15 protein-coding genes are annotated in these 20,781 nt (G+C 70.8%); 4 read left to right on the top strand and 11 right to left on the bottom strand.

From position 1 onward, the window contains the following. Window positions 1-70 precede the first annotated feature (70 nt). The gene (locus AB0C27_RS15155) at window positions 71-541 is read right to left on the bottom strand and encodes a hypothetical protein (protein WP_357843471.1); all 471 of its coding nucleotides are present in this window, start codon (window positions 539-541) and stop codon (window positions 71-73) included. Here AB0C27_RS15155 and AB0C27_RS15150 point away from each other — a divergent pair. Next, a complete protein-coding gene (locus tag AB0C27_RS15150; RefSeq protein ID WP_357843468.1) occupies window positions 540-1,976 on the top strand; it encodes a hypothetical protein in 1,437 nt (478 codons plus the stop codon). The genes AB0C27_RS15155 and AB0C27_RS15150 overlap by 2 nt on opposite strands. Before the next feature lie 16 nt (window positions 1,977-1,992). On the opposite strand, the gene AB0C27_RS15145 is transcribed toward AB0C27_RS15150, so the two are convergent. From AB0C27_RS15145 to AB0C27_RS15130, 4 genes are all read right to left on the bottom strand, one after another. Beyond that, window positions 1,993-3,234 carry a cytochrome P450 gene (locus AB0C27_RS15145; RefSeq protein WP_357843465.1) on the bottom strand — a complete coding sequence of 414 codons (1,242 nt, stop codon included), beginning with the start codon at window positions 3,232-3,234 and terminating at the stop codon, window positions 1,993-1,995. A 127-nt stretch (window positions 3,235-3,361) separates the two neighbouring features. After that, window positions 3,362-4,201 carry an alpha/beta hydrolase gene (locus tag AB0C27_RS15140; protein ID WP_357843462.1) on the bottom strand — a complete coding sequence of 280 codons (840 nt, stop codon included), beginning with the start codon at window positions 4,199-4,201 and terminating at the stop codon, window positions 3,362-3,364. Between the two features lie 42 nt (window positions 4,202-4,243). Then, window positions 4,244-5,497 (bottom strand): cytochrome P450, encoded by a 1,254-nt coding sequence (locus tag AB0C27_RS15135; RefSeq protein ID WP_357843459.1) that lies wholly within the window; start codon window positions 5,495-5,497, stop codon window positions 4,244-4,246. Between the two features lie 31 nt (window positions 5,498-5,528). Then, entirely contained in the window at window positions 5,529-7,076 is a 1,548-nt protein-coding gene (locus AB0C27_RS15130) for a GMC family oxidoreductase N-terminal domain-containing protein (protein ID WP_357843456.1), read from the bottom strand. 149 nt (window positions 7,077-7,225) lie between these two features. Here AB0C27_RS15130 and AB0C27_RS15125 point away from each other — a divergent pair, with 149 nt between their 5' ends. From AB0C27_RS15125 to AB0C27_RS15115, 3 genes are all read left to right on the top strand, one after another. After that, window positions 7,226-8,764 (top strand): long-chain fatty acid--CoA ligase, encoded by a 1,539-nt coding sequence (locus tag AB0C27_RS15125; RefSeq protein WP_357843453.1) that lies wholly within the window; start codon window positions 7,226-7,228, stop codon window positions 8,762-8,764. A gap of 95 nt (window positions 8,765-8,859) precedes the next feature. Beyond that, window positions 8,860-9,837 carry an aminoglycoside phosphotransferase family protein gene (locus AB0C27_RS15120; protein ID WP_357843450.1) on the top strand — a complete coding sequence of 326 codons (978 nt, stop codon included), beginning with the start codon at window positions 8,860-8,862 and terminating at the stop codon, window positions 9,835-9,837. A 136-nt stretch (window positions 9,838-9,973) separates the two neighbouring features. Then, window positions 9,974-11,275 (top strand): PHB depolymerase family esterase, encoded by a 1,302-nt coding sequence (locus tag AB0C27_RS15115; RefSeq protein ID WP_357843447.1) that lies wholly within the window; start codon window positions 9,974-9,976, stop codon window positions 11,273-11,275. Window positions 11,276-11,364: 89 nt separating this feature from the next. On the opposite strand, the gene AB0C27_RS15110 is transcribed toward AB0C27_RS15115, so the two are convergent. From AB0C27_RS15110 to AB0C27_RS15085, 6 genes are all read right to left on the bottom strand, one after another. Further along, window positions 11,365-11,598, bottom strand: coding sequence for a DUF6289 family protein (locus AB0C27_RS15110; RefSeq protein ID WP_357843444.1), 234 nt, complete (start codon window positions 11,596-11,598; stop codon window positions 11,365-11,367). 108 nt (window positions 11,599-11,706) lie between these two features. Further along, the gene (locus AB0C27_RS15105) at window positions 11,707-15,060 is read right to left on the bottom strand and encodes a family 16 glycoside hydrolase (RefSeq protein WP_357843441.1); all 3,354 of its coding nucleotides are present in this window, start codon (window positions 15,058-15,060) and stop codon (window positions 11,707-11,709) included. Between the two features lie 384 nt (window positions 15,061-15,444). Then, on the bottom strand, window positions 15,445-16,704 hold the full coding sequence (locus AB0C27_RS15100) for a cyclopropane-fatty-acyl-phospholipid synthase family protein (protein WP_357843439.1): 1,260 nt from the start codon (window positions 16,702-16,704) through the stop codon (window positions 15,445-15,447). Between the two features lie 4 nt (window positions 16,705-16,708). Beyond that, on the bottom strand, window positions 16,709-18,058 hold the full coding sequence (locus AB0C27_RS15095) for an FAD-binding oxidoreductase (RefSeq protein WP_357845260.1): 1,350 nt from the start codon (window positions 18,056-18,058) through the stop codon (window positions 16,709-16,711). Window positions 18,059-18,188: 130 nt separating this feature from the next. Continuing rightward, on the bottom strand, window positions 18,189-19,172 hold the full coding sequence (locus AB0C27_RS15090; RefSeq protein ID WP_357843436.1) for a 2-hydroxyacid dehydrogenase: 984 nt from the start codon (window positions 19,170-19,172) through the stop codon (window positions 18,189-18,191). After that, window positions 19,169-20,710, bottom strand: coding sequence for a protein kinase (locus AB0C27_RS15085; RefSeq protein ID WP_357843433.1), 1,542 nt, complete (start codon window positions 20,708-20,710; stop codon window positions 19,169-19,171). The genes AB0C27_RS15090 and AB0C27_RS15085 overlap by 4 nt, the downstream gene beginning before the upstream one ends. Window positions 20,711-20,781: the final 71 nt, after the last annotated feature.

Here is a 20,781-nt window from a genome sequence, read left to right as displayed (position 1 = left end):
CGGATATAACGGGACATCCGGACACAACCTCGGGAGGGCCGGCAGTAATGGCAACGGAGAATTCCGGACCTCACCTGCCATCCTCCTGGCCTGAGGCACCTCGCCGCGAGGCGCCCTCCTGGCCTGACTCGCCCGCCGAGGTGCCGACGTCCTGGCCCGACAGTTCGCGGTCGTCCCACCCCGAGCCGTCCTGGCCCGAGCCGCCGCGCAAGGATCCGGCCTGGCCCGATCCGCCCGGCGGCGGGCGCAGGGAACCGGCCGGCGGGCCGCCGTCGTGGCAGGACTCCTCACACGGAACGTCGCCCTCCTGGCCCGAGCCGCCCCGCCAGGACGCCGGCCGCGCGCCACTCCCGTACGACGCGGGCCGGCCCGAGGGACCCCAGCAGGACGTGCCGATGTCGTGGCCGGAGGCGTCCCCGCAGGACGCGCCCGGCTCCTGGTCGGGGAACTCCTCGCCGGACGTGCGGAGCTCCTGGCCGGACGCGCCGCCCCAGAGCACCGCGGGCCCGGCCGCCTGGCCGGAGGTCTCGTCGAAGGGCATGCCCTCGCCCGGCGGGCCGGCCGTCCCCGACCCGGTCCCCGCGTGGGCGCAGCCGCCCACCCCCTCCCCCGACGCCTGGTCCAACCTGTCCAGCCCAGCCCCGTGGCCGGCCGAGCGCCCCGCGGCCGACGGCGAGCGCGCGACGCAGTACGGCTCCCCGAACATCCCGGCCGACGCGCCACCCCCGCCGCAGGTGCATCCGGCCGACGAGCGCACGGTCACCTACGGCCAGCACACCGAGAACCTGCTGAACGAGCGCGCCGTGCCGTCCGCACCCGGCGACCGCGTGGTCCACCCGGCCTCCCCCGGCGACCGGGTCGTCCACCCCGCCCCTCAGCAGCCCGGCGGCGGCCAGCACGGCGGCGGCCAGCACGGTGGAAATCAGCACGGCGGCAATCACCAGGGTGGCGGCCAGCACGGCGGCGGCCGCCCCAACGGCCAGCCCAACGGCCACCAGGGCCCTCAGCACGGTGGTCCGCCCAACGGCCAACAGGGCCCTCAGCAGGGCGGCCGCGGCGACGGGCCTCCCGACGAGTCCGCCCGTCCCGGCCACAAGCTCAGCCGCGACCCCTCCGACCCGGAGCACCGCTTCGTCACGGCCGGCCAGATCAGCGGCTCGCGCACCCCGCCCCCCGAGCGCCAGCAGGAGCTCTGGAACACCGTCTTCGGCGACAACTACCAGGCCATGGGCGAGCACGACGCGCTGGACGACGAGGACGCGGGCCGGCCGGTCTGGGTCTTCGCGCTCGGCGGCTCGGTGGCGGTCGCCCTGGTGGTGGCGCTGCTGTGGGCGTTCCTGTGGGGCCCGCTGGCCGGCGAGGACGCCTCAAGCGCCGGCGTGGCCGAGAAGGCGACGGCCACCCCGACCAGCCCGAAGAGCACCAAGACCTCGTCCTCGATCGGCGCGCTGCCGAAGTATCCGGGCAAGGCGTCCCCGGTGATCGGGCGCGTCCCGGACGCGGCGGCCGGGATCTCGATGCCGCGCCTGGGTGGCACGTGGCAGCTCGACCAGCGCGCCACGGTCAAGGCCACCTACGGCTTCGACACCCGCCAGTACGTCCAGGTCGCCCCGGAGCGGTACGCCACGGTCATGTCGGGCCCGCTGTCGGCGCGGCTGGCCACGTACTACGAGCGTGACGACCTGGAGCCGGCCATCAGGCAGGTGGTGCTGAACGCGCGCAAGCGGTTCTTCCCGGCGGACAACAAGGTGCGCAAGATCGCCCAGCAGCCGATCAAGGTGGGCGACCAGACGGGCCGGCTGATCGCCTACCAGCTGACGTCCAGCACCGAGAAGGCCACGCTCGTGACGATGGCGGTGAACACCGGCGCCGACGTCCCCGCGATCGTCTACATGTCGATCCCGTCCACGAGCAAGCAGTTGCTGCCCGACATCCGCACGGTGATGAACCAGATCAGGCTGAACACGCAGTCGTGACCCGCTGAGCGGGCGGTCAGAAGGTGCACTCCATGTGCTTGATCCCGTTGATGAAGCTGGAGTGCAGCCGGTCCGGCTTGCCGCCCTCGACGTTGGGGACGCGGCGCAGCAGCTCGCGGAACATCACCGTGATCTCCCGCCTGGCCAGGTGGGCGCCCAGGCAGAAGTGGGGTCCGGGGCCGCCGTAGCCGACGTGGGGGTTGGGGTGGCGGGTGATGTCGAAGCGCTGCGGGTCGTCGAAGACGGCGGCGTCCCTGTTCGCCGCCCAGTAGAACAGCACGGCCTTCTGCCCCTTGCGGTAGAGGTGGCCGTTCATCTCGAAGTCCCTGGTGAGCTTGCGGCGCATGAAGTTCACCGGGGAGGCCAGCCGGACGATCTCCTCGACCGCGCCGGGCGCGCGGCCGTCGAGGTCCTCCAGCCACAGGGCCCGCTGGTCGGGGTTCTTGGTGAGCAGGCGCAGGCCGTAGGAGATGGCGTTCCTGGTGGTCTCGTTGCCGGCCACGACGAGCAGGATGAAGAACGAGCCCAGCTCCTGCATGGTCAGCCGCTCGCCGTCGATGTTGGCGTTGACCAGGGACGACGTCAGGTCGGCCGTGGGGTGGTCGGCGCGGTGGGCGGCCAGGTCCTGGACGAGCTGCTGCAGCTCCACGCCGGCGTTGAGCAGGCGCTCGGCGATCTGGTCGAGGTCGCCGCCGGTGTACTCGGGGTCGAAGCCGCCGAGGATGATGTTGGAGCGGTCGAAGACGTAGCCGTAGTCGCGCTCGGGGATGCCCATCATGTCGCAGATGATCTTCAGGGGCAGGCGGGCGGCCACCTCGGTGACGAAGTCGCACCCGGGCCCCTTGGCCAGCAGGTCGTCCACGATGGTGACGGCCGCGGCCTCGACGTCCGCCTCGAACTGTTTGATCATCTTGGGGGTGAAGGCCCTGGAGACGATCCGGCGCAGCCTGGCGTGGCGGGGGTCGTCCATGTTGATCATCGAGCCGAAGTACTCGGCGAACTCCGCGGGCATGTCGGGGATGTTCGTCGCCCCTCCGTCGCCCGAGCAGAACACCTCGGGGTTGCGGCTGGCTTCGAGGATGTCGGCGTGCTTGACCAGGGCGTAGTAGCCCGGCCCCTTGGGCGCGTAGGACATCTCCATCTCCTCGAAGAAGGCGGGGGTGTCACGCGCGCGCAGCCGCTCGAACGCGTCCTCGCGCTCGCTCATGGGCTTGGCCCAGAAGTCGCGGTCCGACAGGTCGAAGTCCAGGACGCTCATGTGCCCATCATGGGAAAAGCGGGCACTTACGTCAATGGTTTCGACGTACACCGTACGTACGCGGCCGGGAAGCCGGTGCCTCCCAGCCGCGCGAGCGGCGTACGAGAAGGGGAACCCCAGCAGAGGCTCAGGCCGCTGGGCCGAGCCAGTCGAGGATGAGCCGGTTGACCTCGGCCGGCCGTTCGAGCTGCAGGAAGTGCCCGGCGCCCGGCACCACCTCGGTCCGCGAGCCCTCGGGCAGGTGGCTCAGCGCGTCCTTGGTCAGGTCGGCGCTCAGGCAGCCGTCCTCGGCCCCGTGCAGGTAGAGGACGGGCCCGGCGACCCCGCCCTCGACGGCCGGATAGCGGCCCGAGGGCGGCGTGGTGCCGAGCATGGCCCGGTAGTAGCCGATGGCCGCGGCGAGGTTCGCCGGGGCGCCGATGCTGCGGCGGACGAACTCCAGGTCCTCGCTCGCGTCGTACCCCGGCGACCAGTCGCGCCACAGGTTGTCGATGAAGCCGGGAGCCGCGGCGGCCGACTCGGCCAGCGCCGTCTGGAAGAGGAAGATGTAGAACGAGCGCTTGAGCTGCTCGTACTCGAGGAACCCGCCCGCCAGCGAGCCCGGCGGCGGCACCGAGAGCGTCACGGCGCGGCGGAAGCGGCCGGCGGTGGCGTAGACGGGGAACGCGCCCCAGTCGTGTCCGATGACGACGGCGTCGTCGCCGCCACCCAGCTCCTCGTGCAGCGCGCGGAGGTCGGCGACCAGCGCCGCGTCCTCGTAGGCGCCGTCGGCCGGGACTTCCGTGGGAGCGTAGCCCCGCATGAAGGGCGCGACCGCGCGGTAGCCGTGCTCGGCCAGGGCGGGCATCAGGTGCCGCCAGGTGTGCGCGGTGTCGGGAAAGCCGTGCAGGCACAGCGCCAGCGGCCCCTCGCCCAAAGACAGATACGCGAACTCCACACCATTGGCGTGGATAGTCCTGATCTCCATGACTGCGAAACCTAGCACGACGGCCGCGCTCCGACCGGGCGCTCAGAAGGTGTAGCGCAGGTGCTTGATCCCGTTGATGAAGTTGGACAGCAGGAACTCGGGCTCCCCCACCGCCCTGATGCCGGGCAGGCGGGTGAACAGCTCGCGGAACATCACGGTCATCTCCCTGCGCGCCAGGTGGGCGCCCAGGCAGTAGTGGGGCCCGGGGCCGCCGAAGCCGACGTGCGGGTTGGGGTCGCGGGTGATGTCGAAGCGGTCGGGGTCGGTGAAGACCGACTCGTCGCGGTTGGCCGAGTTGTAGAAGAGCAGCACCTTGTCGCCCTTGTTGTACGCGACGCCGTTCAGCTCGTGGTCGCGGGTCAGCGTACGGCGGAACTGGATCACCGGCGTGGCGTAGCGGACGATCTCGTCGCAGGCCCCGACGATGCGGCCGTCGAAGTCCGCCAGCAGCAGCTCGCGCTGCTCGGGATGGTCGGTGAGCAGCTTGAGCCCGTACGCGATCGCGTTGCGGGTCGTCTCGCTGCCCGCCACCACCAGCAGGATGAAGAACGAGCCGAGCTCCTGGGACGACAGCCGCTCGTCTCCGTTGACCAGCAGGCTGACCAGGTCGCCCGTGGGCCTGCGGCGGCGTTCGTCGCCCAGGCGGGCGGCCAGGCGGTTGAGCGAGAAGCCGGCGTGCAGCAGCTTGACCAGGCCGCGGGCGACGTTGACGCGGCTGAAGTCGGGCGACAGGCCGGTGTACTCGGGGTCGGCGTTGCCCAGGATGACGTTGGTCCGCCGCAACACCATGTCATGAAATTTCTCGGGAATGCCCATCATGTCGCAGATGACCCGCACCGGCAGCCGCGCCGCCACCTGCGTCACGAAGTCGCCGGGACCCTCGGCGACCGCCCGGTTCACGATCTCGGCGGCGGCGCGCGCCAGGTCCTCCTCCATCTTCGACAGCACGCGCGGCGTGAACGCGCGGGAGACGATCCGGCGCAGCCGCGCGTGCCTCGGGTCGTCCATGTTGATCATCGATCCGAAGTAGACGCTCATCCAGCGCGGCATGTCGGGGATGCTGTTGGAGCACGGCTCACTGCTGAAGACGGCCGCGTTCCTACTGGCCTCGGTCACGTCGGCGTGGCGGACCAGGGCGTAGTAGCCCGGCCCGCCGCCGACGAACGGCACGGCCTGCTCCGGCACGAAGGCCGGACGCTCCAGCTCGCGCAGCTTGCGGAAGGCTTCCATGCGCTCGGCCTGCGGCCGTCCCCAGAACGGGATCTGCGACAGGTCGAGGTCCACGGGCAGCGTCATACCGTCGAGCCTACGCAAGTGACCACTTACGTCAAGCCTCGGCGCCCTTGATCAGGTCGGCTCCCTTCTCGCCGATCATGACGGCGGGCGCGTGGGTGTGGCCGCGATTCAGGGTCGGCATGACGGAGGCGTCGGCGACCCTGAGCCCCTCGACGCCGCGCACGCGCAGCTCCGGGTCCACGACGGAGCCGTCGTCGGTGCCCATCCTGCAGGTGCCGACCGGGTGGTAGAGGGTCTCGCCGCGCTCGCGTACCCACCGGGCCAGCTCCTCGTCGGTCTCCGGCGCCCAGTAGGGCGCCATCGGCCCGCCCGCGAACGGCTTCATGGCGTCGGTGGCGAACACCCGCTGAGCCGTCCGCAGCCCCGCGACCAGGCGTCTGACGTCGGCCTCCGCGCTGAGGTAGGCGGGGTCGATCAGCACGTCCGCGCCGTTCAACCCGACCCGGCCGCGGCTCTCCGGCTGCAGCAGCACGACGCCGACGGTGAGCCCGTGACCGGTCGGCGGCGTGAGCCCGTGGTCGATGAACGGCCCAGGCGCGAAGATCAGCTCGATGTCGGGAGCGGGCTCGCCGTCCGAGGTCCTGATGAACGCCACCGCCTCGCCCACGTTCGTGGTCAGCATGCCGGAGCGCGTGACGAGGTAACGCAGCAGGTTGCCGATCGACTCGGCCCCGGTCAGGGTCACCGGCCTGGTGCACTCGACGAACACGCCGCTGGACAGGTGGTCCTGGAGGTTCTTGCCGACCTCGGGCAGCTCGTGCACGATCGGCACCCCGGCGTCGCGCAGCTCGTCGGCCGCGCCCACACCCGAGCGCATGAGCAGGTACGGCGAGCCGATCGCGCCCGCCGCCAGGACGACCTCCCGCCTGGCCCCGATCCGGGTGCCGCCGCCGTACTCGATGCCGGTCGCCCGCTTGCCGTCGAACGTCACCCGGTCCACGGCGGTGCCGGTGACGACGGTCAGGTTCGGCCGCGAGACGGCCGGGCGCAGGTAGGCGTCAGCCGAGCTCCATCTCCTGCCCCGGTTCTGGGTGACGGGGGTGGGGCAATAGCCCTCGTTGGAGCGGCCGTTCAGCTCGCCCAGGCGGGTCATCCCCATCTCCTCGCACGCCTGGAGGAAGGCGGCCGTGGTGACGTTGGGGCTGCGCAGCTCGGAGACGTAGAGGGGGCCGCCGGTGCCGTAGACGCCGCCCTCGTTGCTGCCGACGCGGCGCTCGGCCCTGGTGAAGTAGGGCAGGACGTCGTCGTACGCCCAGCCGGGGACGTCCCACTGGTCGTAGTCCAGCTGGCAGCCGCGTACGTACATCTGCGCGTTGAGCGAGGACGAGCCGCCGAGCACCCGGCCTCTGGGCCAGTAGAGCTCGCGGCCGGACATCTCGCCCTGCTTGGCCGTGGTGAAGTTCCAGTCGTACTCGGTCTTGAACAGCTTGGCGAAACCGGCCGGCATGCGGATCTCTAACTTGTCGTCCTTGCCGCCCGCCTCGACCAGGGCCACCGAAACACCGGGATCCTCCGACAGCCGGGCGGCCAGCACGCAGCCGGCCGAGCCCGCCCCGACGATCACGTAGTCGTACTCCATGACCCCCTCCTGGGGTAAGTAACGTCCTCCTTGCTTAGCGGAAGGGCTCACGCGCGTCCATATCCAGTTGTGACCTGAGTTACCTACCAGTCGGTATGTGGGGCCTGCGAAGATGGCGCCGAAGCCGGTTCTAGAGGGAGGAAGGCGTCATGCTGAATCTGTCGATCGTCCTGGAGGACAGCGCCAGAAACACCCCCGACGGCACCGCCATCGTCTTCGGCGACATGCGGCTGCCGTACTCCATGATCGACACTGTGGCCAACCAGGTCGCGAACCTGCTGATCTCACGCGGAATCACCAAGGGCGACAAGGTCGCGCTGGCCTGCCCCAACCTGCCCTACTTCCCGTTCGTCTACTTCGGCATCCTGAAGGCCGGTGCCACGGTGGTGCCGCTCAACGTGCTGCTGCAGTCACGCGAGATCGCCTACCACCTCGACGACAGCGACGCCAAGGCGCTGTTCTGCTTCGAGGGCACGCCGGAGCTGCCGCTGGGCGAGCGCGGCCGGGCGGGCTTCGAGGCGGCGGAGGGCTGCGAGCACTTCTTCGTGCTGCCCGCCACGCCGCTGGCCACCGAGTCCGAGCACGGCGAGTCGATCTGGGCCGCCCTCGGCGGGATGCCGGCGGAGTTCCAGACCGTGCAGACGGCCCCCGACGACACCGCGGTGATCCTCTACACCTCGGGCACCACGGGCCAGCCCAAGGGCGCCGAGCTGAGCCACCAGAACATGCTGCTCAACGCCATGGTCAGCGACAAGATGTTCCCCTCGGACGCGGAGCAGGGCGACACCTACCTCGCGGTGCTGCCGCTGTTCCACTCCTTCGGCCAGACCGTCGTGATGAACACCGGCTTCCTGCGCGGCGCCACGGTGGTGCTGATGCCGCGCTTCGACCCGGGCGAGGCGCTGGCGCTCATGGTCAAGGAGAAGGTGACCTTCTTCGCCGGGGTGCCCACGATGTACTGGGGCATGCTCACCAAGATCCACGCGGACGGCGCGGAGGTGCCCACGTCGCTCAGCGTGGCGGTGGCCGGCGGCGCGTCCTCCCCGGTCGAGGTGCTCAAGGACTTCGAGAAGACCTTCGGCATCGGCATCCTGGAGGGCTACGGGCTGTCGGAGACCGCGCCGGTCGCCAGCTTCAACCAGCCCGGCCGGCCCACCAAGCCCGGCACCATCGGCACGCCCATCTGGGGCGTGGAGATGAAGCTGGTCGACAGCGACTGGAAGACCGTCGAGGGCGAGGGGCCCGGCGAGATCGCCATCAGGGGCCACAACATCATGAAGGGCTACTACGGCCGCGCCGAGGCGACGGCCGAGGTGATGAAGGACGGCTGGTTCCGTACGGGCGACATCGCCACCCGCGACGCCGACGGCTACTACTCCATCATCGACCGGGCCAAGGACATGATCATCAGGGGCGGGTTCAACGTCTACCCGCGCGAGATCGAAGAGGTCCTGATCAGCCACGACGACGTGTCGCTCGCCGCCGTCGTCGGCGTCGCGCACGAGTCGCACGGCGAGGAGGTCAAGGCGTACATCATCCGCACGCCGGGGTCGACGATCACCGAGGACGAGCTGATCGCCTGGAGCCGGGAGAACATGGCGGCCTACAAGTACCCGCGGATCATCGAGTTCCGCGACTCGCTGCCGATGACCGCCACCGGCAAGATCCTCAAGCGCGAGCTGCGCTGACCGTCTCTCTTCCGAGGCGCGGGCTCCGCGCCTCGGACCCCTTTGTCCGCTTATCCGCGTGCTCGGTCGGGCCGGGGTTCGGTAGCTTGGCCTCCATGCGAGATCGGCCGGACGACTTCGACGAGGGGCTGCTGCGGCCCGCGCTGGCCGCGTGGGGCATCGAGGCCGCCACGCTCGACTACGCGCCGGTCGGCTTCGGGGACTTCCACTGGGTCGCGGGCGGCCGGGGCGGGCGGCGCTGGTTCGTCACGGTCGCCGACGTGCGCCGGCGGACCTTCGACGGGCTGCGGCTGGCCATGGAGACAGCCGCCACGCTGCGCGAGGAGGCGGGGCTCGGGTTCGTGGTGGCGCCGCTGCGCGCCGGTGACGGCACGACCCTGCGCCGGCTCGACGCCCGTCGTCACGCCATGAGCGTGTTCCCGTACGAGGAGGGCCGGGCCGGCGACTTCGGCGACGAGCCGCCGGCCGGCGAGCGTGCCCAGATCATCGACCTGCTGGCCGAGCTGCACCGCACGCCGCCGCCGCTGCCGGCCCCGGCCCGCCCGCTGGAGCTGTCCGGGCGGGCCGCCCTGGAGCAGGCTCTCGGCGACCCCTCCCTGCCCTGGCTGGGCGGCCCGTACGCGCGGCCGGCGCAGGAGCTGATCGCCGAGTACGCCACCGTGCTGCGGCGCAGGCTGGCCGAGTTCGACCGGCGAGCGGCCGAGCCGGGCGAGCCCGTGGTGACGCACGGGGAGCCGCATCCGGGCAACCTGCTGCGGGCACCGGGAGAGCGGCTGCTGCTGGTCGACTGGGACACGGTCGGGATGGCCCCGCCGGAGCGCGACCTGTGGCTGGTGGCCAGGGACGCGGACGACCTGGCCCGCTACGCCGACGCGACCGGCCGCCGCCCCGACGATGACACCCTCGCGCTCTACCGGCTGCGCTGGGCGCTCGACGACGTGGCGGAGTTCGTCGAGTGGTTCCGCTCGCCGCACGCGCGCACGCCGGACGCCGAGCAGTCCTGGGCCGCCCTCACCGGCACGCTCAAGCAGCTCGCGGACGACGACGCGGCAGGAGCGCCTCTCCTCCGGTAGCCGAAACTTTCACGGAGCGCCGCCGCTCACCCGCAGCTCACGAACGCGCCGGCCGGTCAGCTCACTGGCGACATTGCGATGCCGAAATTTTCTTTGGACACTCGCAATGTTTCGGCCGCCGAGCGAGAGGACCTCGATGAAGCTGAGAGCACGTATCGCGAGCGCCGTGATCGCCGCCGCGGCACTCGTGACCGCCGGCCTGATCACCGCGACCCCGGCCGCGTCGGCCCAGCTCACGGAGGTGACCGGCTTCGGCGCGAACCCCACCGGCCTGCGTATGCACCTCTACGTCCCCGACGGCGTCCCCGCCCGCCCGGCGCTGCTGGTGGCCGTCCACTACTGCACCGGCTCGGGCCCCGCCTTCTACTCGGGCACGGAGTTCGCCTCGCTCGCCGACCGGCACAAGTTCGTCGTCATCTACCCGTCCGCGACCAGGAGCGGCTCCTGCTACGACGTATCCTCGCCGCAGGCGCTGCGGCACGACGGCGGCAGCGATCCGGTGGGGATCGTCTCCATGGTCAGGTACGTGCAGGCGCGCTACAACGCCGACCCCGCCCGTACGTTCGTGACGGGGGCCTCCTCCGGCGGCATGATGACCAACGTGCTGCTGGGCGCCTACCCCGACGTGTTCAAGGCGGGGGCGTCGTTCATGGGCGTGCCCTTCGCCTGCTTCGCCACCACCGACGGCTCAAGCTGGAACAGCGCCTGCGCCAACGGCCAGGTCGTCAGGACGCCGCAGCAGTGGGGCGACCTCGTCCGCGGGGCCTACCCCGGTTACAGCGGCGCCCGCCCGCGCATGCAGATCTGGCACGGCACCGAGGACGCCACGCTGCGTTATCCGAACTTCCAGGAGCAGATCAAGCAGTGGACGAACGTCCACGGCGTGAGCCAGACCCCCAGCCTCAGCGACCAGCCGCGGGCCGGCTGGGCCAGGACCCGCTACGGCGGCACCGGAACCATGGCCCCGGTGGAGGCGATCAGCCTGGCGGGCGTCGGCCACAGCCTGCCGCAGGGCGGGATGGCGGCCGCGGCCATCGACTTCTTCGGCCTGTCGGGCAGCGGCCCCGACCCCACCACATCACCCACCGTGTCCCCCACCGTCTCCCCCACCCAGCCGGTGGGAACGTGCGTGGTCACGTACACGATGAACACCTGGAACACCGGCTTCACCGCTGAGGTCAAGCTCACCAACACCGGCACGGCCGCGCTCTCCTCGTGGAACCTGGCCTTCACGCTGCCGGCCGGCCAGACCATCACCTCGGCCTGGAACGCCACGGTGTCGCCGTCCAGCGGCCAGGTGACGGCCCGCAACGCCCCCTACAACGGCGCCGTCGCGCCGGGAGCGTCGGCCTCGTTCGGCTTCCAGGCCACCCACGGCGGCGGCACCGGCGAACCGGCCGCCTTCACCCTGAACGGCACCGCCTGCACCACGACCTGACCGCACGCTCCGCACCGCCACCCCGCCGGCCGAGAAGTCCTGAGCCGTCCCTGCCACCGGCGTCACCGGGGGCGGGGACGGCTCTCGCGTCAGCAGGGGCTCTCGTAGAAGTCCTGGTAGCCGCTGCGGACGCCCCACATGTCCACTGCCCCGTCGCAGTCCTCGTACTTCTCCCCGACCACGGTGGTGCGGGTGGAGTCGCTGTAGAAGACGGTGACGCACGCGTGGCCGTGCTTACAGGCGCGGGCCTGCGCGGGACCCGTGGTGACGGCGGTGACGGCGGCCACGGCGAGGACGGTGGCCGGCAGGAGACGGCGGAGCATGGGTTCCTCCGGAGGAGTGGGGGCGTTGCCTCGATCGTCGGCTCTCCCGGCCGATCGATCAAGAGCCGCAAGGGGCCTGGCCCCGGCCGGGCCAGACCCCCTCGCGGATCAGGTGACGGGTTCGATCCACACGTTGCGGAAGCGCGGGTTCTCCCCCGGGTCGCCGTGGTCCTGGAGGCGGATGCCGGCCGAGGCCGCGTTCTCCGGGATGTTGTCGCCGGTGCCGCCGTCGACCGCGACGTCGTCGTGCACCACCGTCCCGTTCCAGACGACCGTCACCCTGGCGTCGTCGACCTTGGCGCCCGCGCTGGTGAAGCGGGCCGCGCGGAAGGTGATGTCGTACGTCTGCCAGGTGCCGGGCGCGGTGGCCATGTTGCGGTCGGGCGCGCGCTTGGAGTAGATCGAGCCCGCCTCGTTGGCCTCAGGCGTGGTGTCGCCGTACGACTCCAGCACCTGCACCTCATAGCGTTCTTGCAGGTAGACGCCGCTGTTGCCGCGCTGCTGGCCGGTCACCTCCGGCGGGTAGTCGGGTTCGTACCACTCGACGTGCAGGGTGAAGTCGCCGAACGTGCGCCGGGTGCGGATGTCGCCGCCGTACGACTCCATCGAGCCGTTCGCGACCGGCCACGTCGCCGCACCGCCGGCTCGTCTCTCCCACGCCGCCAGGCTGGAGCCGTCGAACAGGGTGATCCGCTCCCCCTTCGACACCGTGACGTGGTCGAGCCCGGCATTGCCCCCGTCGCCGGAGTCGTAGCGGTAGACGACGGTGTTCGTCCCGCGCTTGAGCGGCAGCGCCTCGGTCTGCACCTCCCAGGCGTCCCGGCCGCCGGTGGCGGCCAGCCGTACCTGCCTGACCTTCTTGCCGTTGACGTGCACGCTCACCGACGTGCCCGCCTCCGCCGCGTAACGCAGCCCGACGTTGTACGTGCCTGCCGCGTCGGTCCGGACGGAGAACGACGTGCTCGCGCCCGGCTTGCTGTAGCCGTCCACGAAGCCCGTGCCGGTGAAGCCCTGGTGGGCGGTGCTGACCGCGGCACCGCCGCGCAGCGTGGCCCGTTCGGCCTCCAGCACCGGGCGGGCGGCCACGGTGATCGCGTCCAGGTTGACGTTGCCCGTGTCGCCGGTGTCGTAGCGGTAGGCGATCGTGTTGACGCCCGCCTTCAGCGCCAGCGGCTCGACCCGGGTGGCCCACAGGTCCCACGTGCCCGTGGACGGCAGTTGCGCCTGCCTGACCTTGGTGCCGTTGACGTACACGCTGAGCGACTTGGTACCGGGCGCCGGGTCGGGGCCGTTGGAGTAACGCAGGCCCACGTGGTAGGTGCCGGCCTGCTCCACCTGGACGGCGAACCGCGTCGTGGCGCCCGCGTTCCAGTAGCCGTCCACGAACCCGGATCCCGAGTAGCTGGGGTGATCGGTGTTCAGCTTCGCGCCGCCGCTCTGGGCCGCGCTCTCGGCCTCATAGGTGGTGTCGGCGCTCGCGCCGCCGGGCAGCGAGTTGAGCGTGTACCACGCCTCCGTGCTCCACAGCGGCTCCCCTGAGGCGGAGCTGAACGGGCGCGGCGAGCGCAGGTGCACCACCCGGCCCGGCTTCAGGCCGGCCACCTTCAGCGTGACCTTCCGGCCCGACGCCTTCGCCGAGGTGACGGTCAGCGGCTCCTCATCCACCTTCGGGCCGCCGTACGTGACGGCGGGGACGTAGCGCCACTGGGTGAGCTGGTAGCGGCCGGCCAGCGACTCGATCGTCTCCGCCGACAGCGGCTGGGTGTACTCCAGCTCGAAGCCGCCCTCGATCGCCCGCATCTTCAGGAAGTCGAACGCCTTCTCCTTGCCGGGCGTCAGCTTCTGCAGGCCGTAGGTGAGCTTGCCCGGCTGGCCCCAGTTGCCGCCCGCGCCCAGGCCGCCGGCGTAGATGGCACCGTCGGGCCCCAGGCTGATCCGGTTGACGCCCGCCTCGAGCCCCTGGGTGAACCGGAACACCGCGCCCTGGTACTCACCCTTCACCTTCTCCAGGTAGGCCCGCTGGATCCCGCCGTACGTGACGTCGCCGAAGAAGAGCTGACCCGCGTACCTGCCCTGCTTCATCAGCAGCGGCGTGCTGGGCGAGTTGGCGATCTCGTTGTGCGGCAGCCACAGCACCGGCGGGCTCACCGCCCCGGCGTCGAACAGGCCCTCGGGCGTCGTGTAGTGGTTGAAGAAGCGGCCCTTCTCGATGTGCACCAGCTTCGAGGCCGGCAGCCAGCCGCCCTGGTTGTCCAGCACGAACAGGTCGTCGTCCGGGCCCCAGCCGATGCCGTTCGGGGTGCGCAGGCCGCCGGCGAGATACTCGACCTTCCCGGTCGCCTTGCTGACCTTGACGGTCACGCCCCGGTCGCGGGCCGGCTGCGGGACGGTGGTGGCGCCGCCGTAGTCGATGGCCACCGACAGGTTGAGGTAGAAGTGACCGCCCCGGTAGAGCAGGCCGAAGGCGAACTCGTGGAAGTTCCCGCCGAACGGCCAGGTCGCGACCGTCCTGAGGGAGTCGGTGACCTCGTCGCCGTTCGTGTCGTTCAGCTCCACCAGGCGGGACTTCTCCGACACGTACAGCTTGCCGTCCACGTACGCGATGCCCATGGGCTCCTGCAGCCCCTCGGCGATCTTCTTGGCGGTCACCCGCGCCGGGGAGGTCGTGCCGGTCACGCCGCTCAGCAGGTACACCTCGCCGAGCCGGTTCTCCGAGCCGCCCCAGGTGGTGACCGCCAGCCGGCCGCCGGGCAGCCAGGCCATCGCGGTCACCTGCGGCTCGAACCCGGCCGGTCGCAGGTCGGTGAGGGTGTAGTCGGGGTGCACCGCCTGCAGCGGCAGGCCGTCGCCCGGGGAGTCGGCGCCGCTCTCGCACTCCTTGCGGCCGGGGGAGGTCACCCGGACGACGTCCGCGTCCGTGCTCAGCGCCTCGGTCGGGACGAGGGTGAACGCCTGGGCGCCCGGCGGCTTCCACTCCAGCCTGAGCTGCTGGCCGTACAGGTGCTCGAAGTGGTCGACGCGCAGCGGGTGGTAGCCGGCGGTCAGCGTGATCGTGCCGTCCACCGCGATCGGCCCGTGCCGGCCGTCGTTGACGATCACGACGGTGTCGCCGATCCGCAGCCGGGAGCCGTCGTCGCTGATGAGCCGGAACTCGTACGTGCCGGCGGCCGGGACGGACAGGTTGCCGGTGACCTCGGTGACGAACAGGTCGGTGAGGCCGAAGTCGGCGTCGGACGTCCAGTCGATCGCGGGCATCAGCTTGTCCACGTTGGGCGTCTGTCCTGGCTTGAGCGTGCACATCTTGGACAGCTCGACCTGGACGTCATAGGTGCGCAGGGTGACGCCCGGCACCTGTGGCGGCACGTCGGCGCCCGCGCGTGCGGGGACGGTCGCGTGGGCGGGGACGGTCAGGAAGGAGAGCGCGATGATCAGCAGAGCGGATAAGAGGGGTAATCTCCGCATGACTTGGCCCATCTCGTTGAGGGCGCCCTGGTACGGCGCGGGTGGGGGTGCGGCATCGCCGGGCCGGCCGTCGGCGGATGCCGGGTCACGTGAGTCGGAAAGCAAGGGGGATAACGCTGCTCTGCGCCGTAATATAAGGCGAAATTTCCGACTTGCCCATAGCCTTTCGCCGAAAATCGGTGAAAGTCACGATGCATCGGGGCAGAAGCTGTGCGAGGGCACAAGAGGCCGCACACAGACGCCCCACACAGCGGAACGGCGCGACAGGTCCGCGGGGTGAGACCCGCGGACCTGTCGCGCCGTTCGACGATCAGGCCGTGCTAGGTGATCCGGCCGTACTCGGTTGCCGACCGTGCCAGACGATCTGTCAGGGCCGACGATCTGTCAGGGCCAGTCGATGGACGGCCGCAGCGGAACGCCCGAGCGCCCGTTCTGGTCAAGCTTGACGCCCAGCACCTGGTGCAACTGGACCTTGTTGCGCTCGAAGCCGACGATGCAGCCGGCCATGTAAAGGGCCCACACCCGGGCCGTGCCCAGGCCGACCTCCTGCACCGCGTCGTCCCAGTTGGCATCGAGGTTGTCGCACCAGTGGCGCAGCGTCTTGGCGTAGTGCTCGCGCAGGTTCTCCTCGTGGCGGATCTCGAAGCCGAGGTCCTCCATCTGCCTGATCAGCCAGCCCACCGACTCCAGCTCCCCGTCGGGGAAGACGTAGCGGTTGATGAAGCCGCCCTTGTTGAACGTCTTCTCCTTGCCCGTCGGCCGGGTGATGCAGTGGTTGAGCAGCCGGCCGCCGGTCTTGAGCTTGCCGTACAGGAAATCGAAGTACGACGGCAGGTTGTCCTTGCCGATGTGCTCGGTCAGGCCGATGGAGCTGACCGCGTCGAAGCCCGTCTCCTTGACGTCGCGGTAGTCCATGAACCGGACCTCGGCCAGGTCCTGCAGACCCGCGTCGGCGATGGCCTTCTGCGCCCACTCCGCCTGCTGGCGGCTCAGCGTGACGCCGAGGGCCTTGACGCCGTAGTGCTGGGCCGCGTGCATGACCATGCCGCCCCAGCCGCAGCCCACGTCGAGCAGACGCATGCCGGGCTCAAGGCCGAGCTTGCGCGCCACCAGGTCGAACTTGGCGAACTGGGCCTCTTCCAGCGTGGCGTCCTCGCCCGGGTAGCAGGCGCAGGTGTAGGCCATGGACGGGCCGAGCACCCACCGGTAGAAGCGGTTCGAGACGTCGTAGTGGTGGTGGATGGCCTCGGCGTCGCGCTGCTTGGCGTGCCTGGAGCCCAGCCGGGCCAGCGCGCTCTGGCGCATCTCCTGCGGGGGCGGGGGCACGCGCATGAGCAGGGGCTTGACGCCCAGCGCGCGGACGGCGGCCAGCTTCTCGGATGTCGTCAGGTCGTTGGTCGTGATGTTCCACATGCGGTCCAGCAGCGCGTAGAGGTCGCCCTGGACGTCGAGATGGCCGGACACGTATGCCCTGGCCAGGCCGAGCTCCCCCGGTGCGTGGGCCAGGTACGCCACCGCGATCGGGGACTTCACCTCGATCGCGAGGTCGGCGCCGTCGGGCCCCGCCTTGCTTCCGTCGTAAGCCGTGAACGCGATGTTCGCTTCGCGGCCGACGATCTTTTCAAAGATGGTTGCCAGAGCCATCTGCTCACCTTCCCCGTACACACTTTTCGTACAGGTCCAGCAGGCGACCGTTCGGGTCGTAATCCCGCTTGACCGGCCAATAGGCGTCGCCGTTGTACAGCTGCCAGAACCGCTCACGGGCGTAGAACGAGGTCGAGTAGAGCGACTTGTGGCCGTCGAGCTCGTGCACGGAGTGCTCGATCAGCCGGTTGTAATACCCGTCGAACTGCCCCCGCGGCAGCGGCACCATTCCCCAGAAACCGAAGTTGACGTAGAGCTTGCCCGGCTCCAGCGGGTAGAGCGGCCACCGCGAGGCCGCCCGCAGCGGGCACATCCACACCGGGGTCATGCCCACCTTGTCGTGAAAGAACTCCAGGAACTCCGCCCCGCGCTCGACCGGGACCTCGACGTCCTGGATCACCGCCTCGCTCACCGGCAGGCCGCGCCACCTGTCGACGCGGGCGGTCAGGCCGTGCTTGCGGTCGAGCGCCACCAGGCGGCGGTAGACGTCGGAGCGCATCCAGCGGCGCGGCATGAGCGAGCGGACCACCGGCTGCTGCACTCCAAAGGCGCGCGAGCACCAGAACCAGTCGGTGTCCCAGCGCCACAGGTAGTCGCGGACGGTCAGCCAGTCGCGGCTGCGCTGCCTGATCGACTGGTAGTAGATCCGCATCCCGGTGTAGTCGGAGACGTAGGGGGCGCGGTCGGCGAAGCGGCCGAGCGTGATGTACATCTCGCCCGGCTCGAAGAAGACGCCGTCGATGAAGTCGACGCTCTCGCCGTCGTGGACCATGCTCTCGCTGATCTCCTGCATGGCCAGCATGCACTTGCCCGCGTCGGTGAACTTGAGGTGGGTCAGGTGCACGTACGGCTGCACCTTGCGCAGCTTGATCCTGATCCGCAGCGCGTAGCCGAGCGTGCCGTAGGAGTTGGGGAACGCGCGGAACAGCTCGCGGTGCTCGTTGTCGTCGCGGGCCACCACCACGCGCCCGTCGCCGGTGAGGATCTCCAGCTCCTCCACCGACTCGTGCGGCAGCCCGTCCCTGAAGCTGGTGGACTCGATGCCGAGCCCGGTCACGGCCCCGCCCAGCGTGATCGTCTTGAGCTGAGGCACCACGTACGGCATGAGCCCGTGCGGCAGCGTGGCGTCCACCAGGTGCTCGTACGTGGTCATGCCCTGGACCTCGGCCGTCATGGTCTCAGGGTCGACGCTGATGACCTCGTCGAGGTCTCTGGCCGAGAGCTTGGCCGTCCTGCCGCCGTCGCGGAACCTGAACAGGTTGGACGTGGACTTGGCCAGGCGGGGCGCGGCGTCGCCGGGAATCTCGGCGTACGACTGCCGGATCTGCTCTACTGCCCGTCGGTGTGTCGACATCTTCGTCGTCACGAGAGCACCCCCTTGAGCTGGTAGAGATCGTCCGTAAGACGGTATCTCCCATGGCCGATCCGGACCAGACCGGGGTCGTTAAAGACACGAAAACTGTTCATCGTGCCAGGTGAATCCCCTACGTAGCAGGCGATTGCGTAAACTTCCTGAAGATCACCGGCATTACGCCGTTGACCACGCTGTTCACCTCCCCACCCTCGACCGCGGCGGCCAGATTTTCCACGGTTGCGGCGAGCAGCCGGCCGCTGGCCTCGGGGGTGACGCCGGCCGCGTGCGGGGAGAGCAGGACGTTCGGCAGCTCCCGCAGCGGGTCGCCGGCGGGCAGCGGTTCGACGTCGAACACGTCGAGGGCGGCCCCGCCCAGGTAGCCCTCGCGCAGGGCGGTGACGAGCGAGCCCTGGTCCACCACGCCGCCCCTGGCCGCGTTGACGAGCAGGGCGCCCTGCTTCATGCGCGCGGGGTCGATCAGCCCTCTGGTCTCGTCCGACAGCGCGATCACGACGACCAGCACGTCGCTGCCGGCGACGAGCGTGTCCAGGTCGGTGTGGCCGGGGTCCTCGCGCGGGGTGCGCGTCCAGTAGGAGACCTCGCAGCCGAGCGCGCGGAACAGCCGGGCGCAGGCGACGCCGATCGGGCCGTAGCCGACGATCCCGACCCGCTGCCCGTGCAGCTCGCGCGGCTGCAGCCCCTGCTGGGGCCACTCTCCGGCGCGTACGGCCGCGTCGGCGGCGCCCAGCTTGCGCGCCAGCGACATGGCCGCGGCCAGGCACCACTCGGAGACCGCCACGGCGCTGACGCCCGGCGTGTTGGCCAGGGGCACGCCCGCGGCGCTCAGAGCGGCGAGGTCGTGACCGTCCACGCCCACCGACGGCTGCTGCACGAATGCCAGCCGGGGCGCCGCCGCGACCGCCTCCGCGTCCAGGACGAGCGCGCCCGTCCAGTCGCCGAGCACGATCTCCGCCTCAGGCAGCGCCGCGAGGAGCGCCGCACGGTCACGGGTGGCCGGGACGCGTATGGTCACCCGGTCGCCGAGCGGGGCCAGGAGGCGGCGGATGAGCTCCTCGGGGAGGGGCGGCAGGGCGAGCAGGTTCCAGGGACTCATGCCCTCACAGTAAAGCTGGCGATCACCTGGCGCATCAGGGCTCTGCTGCGCACCCACTGCCCCTCGGCCACCGTCCACGACAGCAGGTAGGCGGCGTCCCCGGTCGAGACGACCCGCCGGACCTCGTGGTAGCGGGTGCCGGGCCGGACCCAGGGCGCGTCGCTCGTCTCGCCCGCGATCCAGGTGAACTCCCACTCCACGGCCTTGACGCCTCGGTGCGAGACGATCCTGCGGCCGCGGTTGATCACGGTCTGGGCCTCGGCCTTGAGCCGCTCCTCCGAGTCGCGCATGACCTGGTTGGCGTCGCGGTTGGCGTAGAAGGACTCGACCCCGACGTGGGCGTTGCCGTCTCTGCGGGTCCATTCGGTGTAGCCCTCGCCGAGCGCTCCGCGCCAGCCGATCGGCCGCATGATCGACCAGCCGTCCTTGGACCGCCACGCCCGCACGGCCGGGGCGAGCCTGGTCACGCTGGGCGACGGGGTCGCGGACGGCGTCGTGCTCGGCGTCGGTGCCGCGGTCGGCGTGAGCGGGCTGGTCGCCGCGGCCGGCTGCGTGGTGGTGCGCGGCGCGCCTTCGGCGGGCGAGGCGGTCCTGAAGTAGGCCACCGTGCCGCCGGTGACGACCAGCACGACCGTGGCGGCCGCCGCGAGCAGCGCCCGGCCGGGGCCCGAGCCCTTCTTGCGCTCTCTGGGCGAGTCGAGGTCGGCGCTGGCGGGCTTGGCGGCGAGGATGGCCGCGAGCAGCTGGTCCGCCTCCTCGACGCCCACCCGGTCCTGGGGCTCCTTGCGGAGCAGGCCCTTCAGGATCGGGTGCATGATCGGCGGGATCCTGCGGTAGTCGGGCTCCTCGGTGAGCAGCGCGTTGAGCGTGGCCATGGCGTCGCCGCGCTCGAACGGGGAGCGGCCGACCATGCACGCGTACAGCGTGGCGCCCAGCGACCACAGGTCGGACTCGGGGCCGGCGTTCTCGGCGCGGACCCGTTCCGGCGCCAGGAAGCTCGGCGAGCCCGTGACCATGCCGGTCCGCGTCAGCGACGCGTCACCCTCGACGGTGGCGATGCCGAAGTCCATGAGCACGGCCCGGCCGTCGTCGGACAGCAGGATGTTGCTCGGCTTGACGTCGCGGTGCAGGATGCCGGCCGCGTGGGCGGCCCGCAGGGCGGACAGCACCTGCCGGCCCACGCTCGCCGCCTCGCGCACGGGCAGCGCGCCCGTCGTCAGCACGACCTGCTCGACCGAGGGATGGCTGACCAGCTCCATCACGATCCACGGCCGGCCGCCCTCCTCGACGACGTCGTAGACCGCGACGACCGAAGGGTGATTGAGCTTCGCCGCGGTGCGTGCCTCGCGGGCGGTGCGCAGCAGCTGACGCTCCTGGTCGCCCGGCGACAGCCCGTCGGGCAGCAGCACCTCCTTGATCGCCACCTGCCGGTTCAGCAGTGTGTCGCGGCCTTCCCAGACCACGCCCATCCCCCCGCGACCCAGTTCGCGCAGTAACTGGTAGCGCCCTGCGATGAGCCGGTTGCCATCCGAAACCATGTCCTACCCCTGTAGCGGCGCACGCGCCTGCTGCAGACGGACGCTGAACGCGACCGCCTGTAGACCACCCG

Origin of the sequence: Nonomuraea sp. NPDC048882 (assembly GCF_040649755.1) — a bacterium.
Taxonomy (GTDB): domain Bacteria; phylum Actinomycetota; class Actinomycetes; order Streptosporangiales; family Streptosporangiaceae; genus Nonomuraea; species Nonomuraea maheshkhaliensis.
This window is presented reverse-complemented; position numbering and strand designations above follow the sequence as displayed.